Here is a 13,524-nt window from a genome sequence, read left to right on the forward strand (position 1 = left end):
TTATTATAAATTATTTTGTCGATAAAAGTAGAAAATACATTATAGGTTTTAATTTTATAATTAGCTAAACTTTAAAAATATTTTTTAAAAGCTAATAAGGAGGAGTTAATAATATGAAGGGGATTATATTAGCGGGAGGTTCTGGAACAAGACTTTACCCAGTAACAAAATCGATGTCAAAACAAATGGTGCCTATTTATGATAAACCAATGATTTATTATCCAATGTCAGTTTTAATGTTAGCTGGAATTAAGGATATATTAATAATATCAACAGAAAGAGATTTGCCAAACTTTAAAGAATTATTTAAAGATGGTAGTGAACTGGGTTTAAACATTTCTTATGAAATTCAAGAATCACCAAATGGATTAGCAGAAGCCTTTATAATTGGAGAAAAATTTATTGGAGAAGATAATGTTGCAATGATATTAGGAGATAATATTTTCTATGGACAAAATTTTTCATCATATTTAAAGGAAGCTGCAAGTTTAGAAGAAGGTGCTATGATTTTTGGATATTATGTTCAAAATCCTAAAGCTTTTGGGGTAGTTGAATTTAATGCAGAAGGTAATGTATTATCTTTAGAAGAAAAGCCAGAAAAACCAAAATCAAAATATGCAGTTCCAGGCTTATATTTCTATGATAATACTGTAATAGAAAAGGCAAAAAAAATAAAGCCTTCACATAGAGGAGAGTTAGAAATAACTGATTTAAATAGAATGTATATGGAAGAAGGAAAGTTAAAGGTAAACTTATTTGGAAGAGGAATGGCATGGTTAGATACAGGAACTCATGTATCTATGCTTCAAGCATCTAACTTTGTAGAAACTGTTCAAAATACACAAGGAACATATATTGCATGTTTAGAAGAAATTGCTTATAGAAAAGGATGGATATGTTCAGAAAGTGTAATAAAGCTAGCAAAACCATTAATGAAAACTGGATATGGAAAATATCTTATGGATATAGTTGAAGAACTAGAGGGAGTAAATAGCATAAATTAAATCTTTATTTTTGTAAACTATAAACGAAGTTTTAAGGAGTTGGCATGTAGTGGAAAGAAACTACGTATTTAACAAAGAATCAAATAACAAAAATTATAATTTTTATAACTTTTCTAAGAGATTTCTTGATTTTTCAGTGGCACTAATGGGGTTGATATTACTATCCCCTTTATTTTTAGTTATAAGTTTTTTAATAAAAAAAGATTCAAAGGGACCTATATTATTTGCTCAAGAAAGAGTTGGGTTAAATGGTAAGCGTTTTTATATGTATAAATTTAGATCAATGGTAATAAATGCAGAAGAGTTAAAAGAGCTTTTAAAAGAAAAAAATGAAATGACAGGACCTATGTTTAAAATGAAAAATGATCCTAGAATAACTAAAGTTGGAAAATTTATAAGAAAAACAAGTATAGATGAATTACCTCAGCTTATAAATGTTTTAAAAGGAGAAATGAGTTTAGTTGGTCCTAGACCAAGTTTACCTAAAGAAGTAATAGAATTTGAACCTTGGATGAGAGAGAGATTAACAGTAATTCCAGGCTTAACTTGCTATTGGCAGGTTATGGGTAGAAATTCTATTGGTTTTAAAGAATGGATGAGCTTAGATGTTAAGTATGTTAAAGAGAGAAGTTTTTTATTAGATTTAAAGCTTATCTTTAAAACATTTTTTGTATTGTTTGGAGATGAACATGCAAGTTAGAAGGGGAGAAAATAAATGAAGAATATATTTATAATTGGTTCAAAAGGAATACCAGCAAAATATGGTGGATTTGAAACTTTTGTAGAGAAGTTAACTGAAAATAAAAAGGATAAAAATATTAAGTATCATGTTTCGTGTTTAGCAGATAATAATAATGAATTTGAACATAATGGAGCTAGATGTTTTAATATTAAAGTTCCTAATATAGGACCAGGTAAAGCTGTTTATTATGATATAGCAGCTTTGAAAAGAGTTATAAAGTACATAGAAGAAAATAAAATAGAAAATGCTTTAGTATATATATTAGCTTGTAGAATAGGACCATTTATAGAAGGATATAAAAATAAATTAAAGAATTTAGGAGTTAATTTATTAGTAAATCCTGATGGACATGAATGGAAAAGAGGAAAATGGAATGCTGCTATAAGAAGATACTGGAAGGTGTCTGAAAAGCTTATGGTTAAGCATGCAGATTTATTAGTTTGTGATTCTTTAAATATAGAAAAATATATAAAAGAAGATTATAAAGAATATAAACCTAAAACTACATTTATAGCTTATGGAGCAGATAGACAAAAATCTAGCTTAAAGGATAATGATGAAAAGTTAATTAGTTGGTATAAAGACAAAGAATTAACGGCTAAAGAATATTATTTAGTAGTAGGGAGATTTGTACCAGAAAATAATTATGAAACAATGTTAACGGAATTTATGAAATCAAATACTAAAAAAGATTTTGTATTAATTACTAATGTAGAAAAAAATAAGTTTTATGAAGCATTAAAAGAGAAAACAGGTTTTGAAAAAGATAAAAGAGTAAAATTTGTTGGAACAGTTTATGATCAAGAACTTTTAAAGAAAATAAGAGAAAATGCTTATGGTTATTTCCATGGTCATGAAGTAGGAGGAACAAATCCGTCTTTACTTGAAGCATTAGCAACTACAGATTTAAATATATTGCTAGATGTAGGTTTTAATAAAGAAGTAGGAGAAGAGGGAGCTGTTTATTTTACAAAGGAGCATATGAATTTAGCTAATTTAATCAATAAATTAGAAAATGCTAAAGAAGATTTTATAAGTAAAATGTCTAAATGTGCTAAGAAAAGAATAGAAGAAAATTACACTTGGGAATACATAGTAGAGAAATATGAAAATTTATTTAATTCTTTATAAATATTAAGGTAAAGAAAGTTTTACTTTGAATTTATTGCAGTAATGGAGAAAAATATGAATAAAGAAGTATTTTTAAGTATTATTATACCTATGTATAATACAGAAAATTATATATGTAAGTGTTTAAGTTCTTTAAATAATCAAAGTTATAAAGATTTTGAAGTTATACTTGTGGATGATGGTTCTAAAGATAATTCTTTTAAGATAGCTAAGGAATATCTTAAAAATGTAGATTTTAGTTACAAAATATTTCATCAAAGTAATTCAGGAGTGAGTAAAACTAGAAATTTTGCTATGGAAAAAGCTGAAGGAAAATACTTGATATTTTTAGATTCTGATGATTATGTAGATTGTAATTTGGTAAAAAAACTTATAGAAAAAGTCAAAGAAGAAAAATCAGACAGTATATATTTTGGTTATGATAGAGTGAATGAAGAGGGAATAGCTAGTTGGAGTTATGAAGATTATCATAGTTATACCCAAGGAAATATTTTAGGAAAAGATTTATTAAGAAAAGTAATTAATAATAAAGTAGCTTTAAGTATGTCTAATATAGTATTTAAAAGAGAAATAATAAAAAAAAATAATATAAAATTTATAGAATATTTTTATAATGGAGAAGATCAAAATTTTATATTCAAAGTATTATTATTATGTAAAAAAGTAAGTAGTATAGAGAACGTTTTATTTCATTATGTAATGAGAGAATCTTCAGTAAGTCATAGTATTTCTGCTAAAAATCTTACTTTTATAGATGCTTTAGAGGATTTAAGTAGAGTAATAGAGGATAAAGATTTAGTACAATTAGTATTAAATAAACAAATGTTTGAAAATATTAAGTATAACTTTTATATGATGAGTAAGGTAGCAAGTATTAAAGAACTTTTAATATTTTTTAAAAACAGCAAAATAAGAAAATATTGTAATAAGTATATAAATGAAATTAATTATTTTAATAATAAGGATAAAGCATATATTTATTTATTAAAATATTGCCCAAAAATTTTAGCTATATTATTAATATTAAAGGAAGGAAAAAATAAATGAAAATAAAAATAGAACATATTTGTAATACCTATAATTATGGTAGTTTAATGATGGCTATTAATATAATAGATAGAATAAATTCAAAATGTAAAGATGCAGAGTTTTATGTAGATTGTAGTACAGAAGAAGATTTACAAAGACTTAAAAAAGAAACAGCATTAAATAATATATTTAAATATGAAAAAAGAGAACTTAAAGGTTCTAATAAAATTTCTAAAGTTTTAGATTACAAAAAAAGATTAAAAGAAGAAAGTGAAATTTTTAAAGGAGTAATCATAATAGGAGGAGATGATATCTCAGAATATTATGGTGTAAACCTATTTATTAAAGAAATTCTTAAAATTAATTTAAGAAGTAAGCATATGGAAGTATTCTTAGTAGGTCAAACCATAGGACCATTTACTAAAGTACATACTAAGTTTTTAGCTAAAAGTATCTTAAACAAAACTCATGTATATACAAGAGATTATGATTGTTTACAATACTTAAAACAATTAGGAGTTAAAAATATATTTGATTCTAGAGATTTAGCATTTTTAGATTTACCATTACAAAATAATAAAGAATTAAGAGCTAATATATTAAATAAATATAATCTAAATGATGAAAAATACATAACAATTGTACCATCAGGGCTTACTGAATTATATACAAAAAATTTAGATGATTACATAAGAAATCAAGTGGAAATTGTTAAAAGTATATTAGATAGAAAAGATTTAAAGGAATATAAAATTGTATTATTAGCTCATGTATTACGTCCAGAATGTGTAGATGATGGAATAATAATAAAAGAAATAATGAAGAAATTAGATAAAGAGTATAAAGATAGAATAATAACTATTTGCCAGCCAGTTTTATCAAGTGAAGCAAGAATAATATTAGGAGATAGTTTATTTACTATTACTGGAAGAATGCATGCAGCAGTATCAACATTCCAAATGAAAAAGCCATCTATTGCTTTATCTTATAGTGTTAAATATAAAGGAGTATTAGGAACAGGATTAAATATGAATGAATTAATAATTGAAGCTAATGATGAAAAGTTATGGGCAAAAAATGAAGTTCCTTTAGAAGTAAATAAAAAAATAAATTATATATTAAGCAATTATGAAAATATAATAAACACTATAAATAATACTATGGAAAGTGTTCAAGAAAAAGTTATGTTACAAGTTAATAACGTAGTAGAAAAATTAAAATAATTTTAATTTAAATTACTTATGTAATTAAGTTAAATAATATTTATAAAGAGTAATGTAATTTGAAAGGAGTAGGGATGAATTTAATAAGCAAAAGAAATGAATTACCATTAATGCATAAAATTTTAATTCTATATCTTATATTTCAAACATTATTGGTAAGATGGGCCATTAACAAAGACTTTTTTAAATACATAAGTATAATAATATTTGCTATTTTAATAAAAAAGACATATGAAAATTCTCAAGTAAAATTATTAGATATAGTATTTTTAGGGTTTTATGGTGGAGTAACCATATTAAATATTATTTTTAATGGAATACACTCACATTTTTTAAATAATTTTTATACTAATGGATTAGCTAATATATTTATAATCATATATTTTGCTATATTAAATATTGAGAATAAAGAAGCATTAAAGAAATTTATTTTAAATGACTTATTTATTATTCTAAATAGTTATTTCTTAATAAATATACCAATAATAATGAAACAATTAGGTGGAACTCATTTTTTAATGAGATTTTATTCAAATAATCCAATGTATAAGGACCATATTACAGGATTGATAGGTTCTAGTGGAACTCATGAACTAACATTTTTTTGGATTGCCTTAATAATTATAAATATTTATAGATTTGCTTTAAATAAAAATAAAGGATTATTAATTTTTATAATAGTAGAAATTTTATTTATGTTTGTAATTTCAAGTAAAAATGATAATACAGCATTCTTTTTAATTTTTCCTTTTTTAATAGCGCAGTATTTATTTAAATATGTACTTTATGCTAGTAAAAAAGAATTAAAGAATATATTTATTATAGTGTTGATATGCTTTATATCACTTTTTGCCTTATACAATTTTAATAAAGATATTAGAAATTTTATGGATACAAGAGTAGCTGAAAAGCTTGAACAATATGGTTTGAAAAAAATACCTGAAAAAAAAATAAAGCAAAATAAAAAGCCAAAAGAAGAAGAAAGACTAATGTTATATAAAATGGCATTAGAAAAAGGAAACGGATATGGTTTTGGAAAAGGTATTGGAAGTATATTAAGTTATGGAGAAAAAAGGTTACATAAACATTTTGGAATGAGTGAAATATCTTTTAGAGTTTATGAAGGTGGAATAATATATTTTCTAGCATTAATTTTAGTATTTACACAAATGTTAAATAAATTGTTAGATTTAAAAAAATTAAAATTCTTAGGATTTATAGTTATTGCAATAGATTTAACTTTATTAGCTGTATATACTATGGTATTTAGATATTCTTTATATGCAATTATGCTATCTTTAATAGTTTGTGTAACTGGATATAATTATAATAATGAAAATAGTAGGGCAGAAGTTATCCCTATAGCAGAAAGTTTTTATAAATTAAAAAAATTTATTATAAAAGCTAAAAATAACATAGAAAATTCTTTTGGAAAAAAGGCTAAATAATTTGAGGTATATATATGTTAGATTTTGATGTAAAAAAATTATGTTATGGTTGTGAATCATGCTATAATAAATGTCCTAAAAATGCTATTAGTATGGAAGAGGGAGAAGATGGATTTTATTATCCAGTTATAGATAAAAATAAATGTATTGAATGTAAGTTATGTGATAAAGTTTGTCAAGTTTTAAATAAGAATAAAATTAAAAATGATAATATAAATATTGAAAATAAAAAATGTTTTGCCGTTTTTAATAAAGAGGAAAAAATAAGAATGAAAAGTTCATCTGGAGGCTTATTCACTGTGCTTTCTAAAGAGATAATATTACAAGGTGGAAGTGTATTTGGTGCTGTTTTTGATGAAAATATGAATGTTATTCATGCACAGGCAAAAACTTTAGAAGAAATTTCAGCTATGAGAGGCTCTAAATATTCACAAAGTAAAATAGGAAATACATATAAAGAAGTTTATGAACTTTTAAAGTTAAGAAAAAAAGTTTTATTTACAGGAACACCTTGTCAAATAAATGGATTATATAAATTTTTAGGAAAAGAATATGAAGATTTATATACATGTGATGTAGTATGTCATGGGGTACCATCACCTTTAGTATTTAGAAAGCATCTAAAATCTATTGAAAATAAAGATGGTAAAATTAAATCTTATAATTTTAGGAATAAAGAAACTGGATGGAAAAGTTATTCAATAAAAATTGAATTTGAGAATAATAAAGAAAAAAATATATTATTTAATCATGATATATATATGAAGGGATTTTTAAATGATTTATATTTAAGAAACTCTTGTTATAACTGTAAATGTAAAGGTGATGAACTTATGAGTGATATTACCATAGGTGATTTTTGGGGAATTGAAAAAAAATATCCTAAATATCATGATAACAAAGGAATATGTTGTGTAATGGTAAATTCTAAAAAAGGATCTGATATTTTAGAAAAAGTAAAAGAAGAAATTTTTATTGAAAAAGTAAACTTACAAGATATTTTAGATGAAAATCCATCAATAATAAAAGCGGCTAAATACAATAAAAAAAGAAGAAGTTTTTTCAAAAATATAAATAAAATAGATGTACATACCAATATTGAAAGTAACATAAAAATATCAATACAATTTAGAATAAAAAGGAAAATCGCAAGAATATTAAGAAAATCTGCATTAATAAAATAAGGAGTTATAATGAAAAAAAATAATTTAAAAGTAGATGTAATTATTTCATATATTTCTTTAGTTACAACAGTAATTATAACTTTTTTTCTGACTAAATATCAGTTAAAGTTTTTAGGAAAAGAGCAATATGGAATTATTGCTCTTGTAAATTCAGTTATAGGATATATAAGTATATTAGATTTAGGAATAGGGCAAACAGTAACAAGATATGTTGCTTTATATAAATCTAAAGGTGAGAAAGATAAGTTAGAACAATTAGTAGGGAATAGCTTTAAAAATTACATAAAAATATCTTTGATTGGAATTATTTTTGGAACTGTTATTGTTCTTAATTCTAATAATATTTTTCCTAATTTAACTACTACGGAAGCTTATTTATTTAAAACATGTTTTGTTATTGCTTTATTTAATATTATTTTACAAATACCAGGTGCAACATTTAATTCAGTTTTAGTTGCTCATCAAAAGTTTAAATTTTTAAAGTTAGCTACTATAGTAAAAAATATAACAAGAGCAATTGCAATGATTGTTTTATTACATTTAGGATACAATGTGATAATGATATTTGTAGTAGATTTAATAATAAATCAAGCAGTAAATTTACTTAACTTCTTAATGGTTAAACACAGCTTAAAAGTTAAAATGAACTTTACTAAATTAGATAAAGAAATTACTAATCAAATAAAACATTATTCATTTTTTGTATTTTTAGGTATTATTACAGATCAAATTTTCTGGAAAACAGATGGAATCATATTAGGAATGTTTTCAACTATATCCATAGTGGGTATTTATAATATTTCAGCTCAACTAGTTTCACAATATTTAAACTTTAGTTCCACTTTTTCAGGGGTATTTTTACCTAAGCTAACAGAAATGGTTTCTAAAGGTGCATCTAAAAATGAAATAAATAATTTTTTTACTAAAGCATCTAAATTTCAATTTATGATTGTCGCAATGATATTAATAAATTATATATTTTTAGGTAAACAGTTTATATTACTTTGGGTTGGACCTAGTATGATAGAAGCTTATTACTTTGGATTAGTTATTTTTATAGCATTAACTGTACCTATGTTTCAGACAACGGGATATCAAATATTGTTTGCTATGAATAAACATAAGTTTAGATCTATAGTATATTTATTTAATGCAATATTAAATTTATTTATGAGTGTTATTTTATTTAAAATAATTGGACCTATGGGACCAGCATTAGCTACAGCCATAGCAATGTTTATAGGAAATACTTTAATAATGAATATATACTATAAAAAGATTTTAGAATTAAAACTTATAAGATTCTTTTCAACTGTATGTGGAAGAACAGGAATAATAGCAATTTTAACTTCAGGTATATTTATTATTTTAAATAATTATATTATAGAAAATTCCTTTTTAACTTTAATATTAAAAGCAGCTATAAGCAATAGTTTATATATAATAGGAATTTATTTTGTATCACTTTCAAAAGAAGAAAGAAACAAAGTATATAGTAAATTTAAAAAGAAAGTTAAGGCTTAAACAAAGGAGAAAGTATGGGTAAACATGCATATATGATAATTGCTCATAACAATTTTTATATATTAGAAAAATTATTAAAGTTAATTGATGATGAAAGAAATGATGTATTTATACATATAGATAAAAAAGTTGTAGATGTAGATTTACAATATATAAAAAGTATAACTAAAAAATCAAAAACTACTTTAATAGAACCAAGATTAAATATTTTTTGGGGAAGTAGTACACAAGTAGATGTAGAATTAGCATTATTAAAAAATGCAGTAAAAGGAAACTATGATTATTATCATTTAATTTCAGGAGTAGATTTACCTTTAAAATCTCAAGATTATATACATAAATTTTTTGAAGAGAATAAAGGAACAGAATTTATAGGATTTACTAATCATGATGATGTAGCTCCAAGAGTAAAATACTATAGAATATTTACAAATACAAGTTTTTATAGAAACAAGTTAATAAGTTATGTAGATAGAGTAAATGCAAAAGTTCAATCTATATTAGGAGTAAATAGATTAAAGCATAATAATTATACTTTAAGACGTGGAGCACAGTGGTTTAGTATAACAAATGATTTAGCAAAGCATATACTTTCAAAAAAAGAAGAAATAGTTAAATTTTGTGATAAAACCATATGTTCAGATGAAGTCTTTATGCAAACTTTTACTTTAAATTCTAAGTTTAAAGATAAATTACATTCTATTACTTCAGAGAACAATGGAAGTTTTAGATGTATAGATTGGAAAAGAGGAAATCCTTATGTATTTAGAAGTAAGGATTTTCAGGAATTAGTCCAATCACCATATTTATTTGCAAGAAAGTTTGATGTTAATGTAGATAAAGAAATAGTAGATAAAATTTACAATTACATTAAAAGCAATAAATAGATATATAGAAAATATTAATTTTACATTGTTTAAATTATTGTTTTTAAAGTTAATATATTATAAAAAAAATAATAAGGCAATGTTTTATAATATTTTCTATATAATTATCTTTTGAAAATAATTTTACATAATTGTGAAATATTAAATTGAAACTATAAACTTATTTATTAAAATATGGTTATGAGAATGATAAAAAGATTTTGTTATTTTATAGAGTAATTTTAAATAGATAATAAAAAATTACAAAGATTAATATTACTACAAAAGAAAAATTATATAAATAAAAAGGGGATAAATATGAGAAAACACAAATGTAAAATATCAATTTTTATTTTGCTAGTATTTATATTTAGTATTATTCCAAGTAGATTTGTACATGCTATGGAAAATATAAATATAATATCTAAAACTACAATAACAAGAGAAGATGCTAGGTCTTGGGCTTATAAGAGAGGTGCAACAAAAACCTTTATGGATTTGGTTGACTTATATTGGGATTCTTATGAAAAACATGGACAAGTTAATCCAGCTATAGCCTATGTTCAATCAGCTTTAGAAACTAATTTTGGAAATTTTGGAGGGATTTTAAATGAAAGTTATAAAAATCCCTGTGGTATGAAAAATACAGTTGGTGGAGGAGATGATGATGCTAATGCACATCATAAATTTAACAGCTGGAGTGATGGAGTAACTGCACACTTAGATCATTTAGCTTTATATGCTGGAGGAAAAGGATATCCTAAAGGAAAAAATGAAACTAATGATGCAAGACATTTTGCTGGAATTTATGGAATAGCTCCTAAAGTATTAGACTTATCTAGTAATTGGGCTTCAAGTAAGAGTTATGGAAAAGATATAATTGATCTTTATAATGAATTAGATCATTTTTCTAAAACTAGAAAAAAATCAAAAATGAACTTAGAAAAGCCTAGTGAAAGCTTAAAGATAGAAGGTAATACTTTAAAAGTTACAGGATGGGTACTTCAAGGATTTGGAGTAAAAGAAGTAAAAATATATTTAGATAATGAGTATATTGGAAATGCACAATTAGGAATAAAAAGAGCGGATGTTAATAAGGCATTTTCAAATTATCCAAATGGAGAAAATAGCGGATTTGCTGGTGAATTTAATATAAACCATGTTACCCCAGGAAAAAAAATTGTTAAAGCAGAAGCTATAGGTAATGATGGAACAATAATTACTAGAACTGCAAGAATAACATTAGAAAAAAAGCCAGCTAAAATGAATTTAGAAGCACCAAAACAAAACCTTGTAATAGAAGGAAATACTTTAAATATTAAAGGATGGGCATTACATGGCTCAGAAGTAAAAGAAATAAAGGTGTATTTAAATAATGAGTATGTTGGAAATGCAAATTTAGGAATAAAAAGGTTCGATGTTAATAGAGTTTTTAAAGGGTATCCAAATGGAGAAAATAGTGGATTTTCTGGAGAGTTTAACATAAGTCATATTACTCCAGGAGAAAAGATTATTAAAGTTGAAGTCATAGGAAAAGATAATAGTGTTATTTCTCAAAATTCTAAAATTAATTTAAAAAAGAAACCAGCTAAAATGAATTTAGAAGCACCAAAACAAAACTTTACAACAGATAATAATACTTTAAGTATTAAAGGATGGGCATTACATGGTTCAGGTGTAAAGGAAATAAAGGTATATTTAGATAACAATTTTGTAGGGAATGCAAATTTAGGTATAGATAGACCAGATGTTAATAAAGTTTTTAAAGATTATCCAAATGGAAAGAAAAGTGGATTTACTGGTGAGTTTAACATAAGTAATTTTACAGCAGGACAGAAAACTATAAAGGTTGAAGCTATTGGAAATGATGGAAGTAAAATAAACTTTTTATCAAAAATAAATTTAAAGAAAAAGCCAGCTAAAATGAATTTTGAAAAAAGCATTATAACTGTTGAAGGTAATAAAACTTATTTAAATATTTTAGGATGGGCATTACATGGTTCAGGTGTAAAAGAAATAAAGGTATATGCAGATAATAATTATTTAGGAAATGCAAATTTAGGCATAGATAGACAAGATGTTAATAGAACTTTTAAAGGTTATTTAAATGGAGAGAAAAGTGGATTTAATGGAAAGTTTGATATGCAGTTTATTGCACCAGGAACAAAAAGCATTAAAATTGAAGTAATTGGAAATGATAACACGAAAATTACTAGGACCTCACAACTGGTATTAAAGAAAAAAATAGCTAAAATAAATTTAGAGAACCCTGTTGATGCTACAACTTTAAAAGGAAGAACTTTAAAAATTAAAGGATGGGCATTAAATGATTCAGGTGTAAAAGAAGTAAAAGTATATGTGGATAATAATTACTTAGGAAGTGCTAATTTAAACATAGATAGAGTAGACGTAAATAAAGCTTTTCCAAACTATATAAATGGAAATAAAAGTGGATTTACTGGTGAATTCGATGTGAGTAATTTTGCAAGAGGTTATCATAAAGTTAAAATTATAGCAATAGGTAATGACAATACTACTAAAGAAATGAGTAAATTAATAAAGCTAAATCATAAGAAATTTATAGTGATAGATCCAGGGCATAATACTAATCCAGCCTATAGAGTAGATACTGGTTCATCATTCTCTCATAATGGAAATTTATATAAAGAATGTGAACTAAATATGGAATTAGCAGTTAAATTAAGAGATGAATTATCAAAGTTAGGATATGAAGTGGTTTTAACTCAAAGTCCTTTCCAAACAACTTATGATAAAACGGTAGTAGATAGCTTAGATAGAAGAACATCTTTAGCTAATGATTTGAAAGCTGATCTTTTCATAAGTGTTCATCATAATGAATTTGAGAGTATAATGGCATATGGTACTGAAACTTGGTATAGTGACTTTAGAGAAGTTCCTTGTAGTGGAAATGCTATAGAAAGTAGTGAAGCTTTAGCAAAAGCTTTAGCAGATACTTTAGCAAAGTCAGGAAACTTTTATAATAGAGGAGCTAAAAGTGGAAGGCTTTATGTAACTAGAAAAGCATCCATGCCGTCTGTACTAATAGAAGCAGGATTTTTATCAAATCCTAATGATGCAACAAAAGCAGCAGATGAAAATCATCAAAGAAGAGTAGCAAATGCTTTAGCTCATACAGTAGATAATTGGTTTAAAGAAAATTAAAGGGGAGAGTAAAAAAGAGGTGACTTTAGATAGGAATAAATTAATGATTTATAAAAAACATTAATTACCTAGTTCTACACACCTCTTTTTTTATAGCATATAGTAAAAATATTTATAAATTAAATTGTTTTAAATTTAAACTATAAAGAAAAACTATAATAAATAAATTTTAATAAATTACATATAGGAG

General features: G+C 24.3%; 10 protein-coding genes. All 10 read left to right on the forward strand.

Annotated elements, in window-relative coordinates:
* The first annotated feature begins 113 nt into the window (after window positions 1-113).
* Complete coding sequence (rfbA, locus tag GBZ86_RS07145) at window positions 114-1,004, forward strand: glucose-1-phosphate thymidylyltransferase RfbA (RefSeq protein WP_152889136.1); 891 nt, start codon at window positions 114-116, stop codon at window positions 1,002-1,004.
* Between the two features lie 49 nt (window positions 1,005-1,053).
* A complete protein-coding gene (locus GBZ86_RS07150; RefSeq protein WP_327444480.1) occupies window positions 1,054-1,704 on the forward strand; it encodes a sugar transferase in 651 nt (216 codons plus the stop codon).
* 15 nt (window positions 1,705-1,719) lie between these two features.
* Complete coding sequence (gene cps2T / locus GBZ86_RS07155) at window positions 1,720-2,877, forward strand: beta 1-4 rhamnosyltransferase Cps2T (RefSeq protein WP_152889138.1); 1,158 nt, start codon at window positions 1,720-1,722, stop codon at window positions 2,875-2,877.
* Between the two features lie 54 nt (window positions 2,878-2,931).
* A complete protein-coding gene (locus GBZ86_RS07160; protein ID WP_170272178.1) occupies window positions 2,932-3,924 on the forward strand; it encodes a glycosyltransferase in 993 nt (330 codons plus the stop codon).
* Window positions 3,921-5,129 carry a polysaccharide pyruvyl transferase family protein gene (locus GBZ86_RS07165; protein WP_152889142.1) on the forward strand — a complete coding sequence of 403 codons (1,209 nt, stop codon included), beginning with the start codon at window positions 3,921-3,923 and terminating at the stop codon, window positions 5,127-5,129. The genes GBZ86_RS07160 and GBZ86_RS07165 overlap by 4 nt, the downstream gene beginning before the upstream one ends.
* A 74-nt stretch (window positions 5,130-5,203) precedes the next feature.
* Window positions 5,204-6,577, forward strand: coding sequence for a hypothetical protein (locus GBZ86_RS07170; protein WP_152889143.1), 1,374 nt, complete (start codon window positions 5,204-5,206; stop codon window positions 6,575-6,577).
* Window positions 6,578-6,591: 14 nt separating this feature from the next.
* Window positions 6,592-7,761, forward strand: a complete 1,170-nt coding sequence (locus GBZ86_RS07175; RefSeq protein ID WP_152889145.1) for a Coenzyme F420 hydrogenase/dehydrogenase, beta subunit C-terminal domain — start codon at window positions 6,592-6,594, stop codon at window positions 7,759-7,761.
* Between the two features lie 9 nt (window positions 7,762-7,770).
* A complete protein-coding gene (locus GBZ86_RS07180; protein WP_152889147.1) occupies window positions 7,771-9,285 on the forward strand; it encodes an oligosaccharide flippase family protein in 1,515 nt (504 codons plus the stop codon).
* A 14-nt stretch (window positions 9,286-9,299) separates the two neighbouring features.
* On the forward strand, window positions 9,300-10,172 hold the full coding sequence (locus tag GBZ86_RS07185) for a beta-1,6-N-acetylglucosaminyltransferase (RefSeq protein ID WP_152889149.1): 873 nt from the start codon (window positions 9,300-9,302) through the stop codon (window positions 10,170-10,172).
* Window positions 10,173-10,469: 297 nt separating this feature from the next.
* Entirely contained in the window at window positions 10,470-13,334 is a 2,865-nt protein-coding gene (locus GBZ86_RS07190) for an N-acetylmuramoyl-L-alanine amidase (protein ID WP_152889151.1), read from the forward strand.
* The last annotated feature ends 190 nt before the right edge of the window (window positions 13,335-13,524 follow it).

This window comes from Clostridium tarantellae (genome assembly GCF_009295725.1).
GTDB lineage: Bacteria > Bacillota > Clostridia > Clostridiales > Clostridiaceae > Sarcina > Sarcina tarantellae.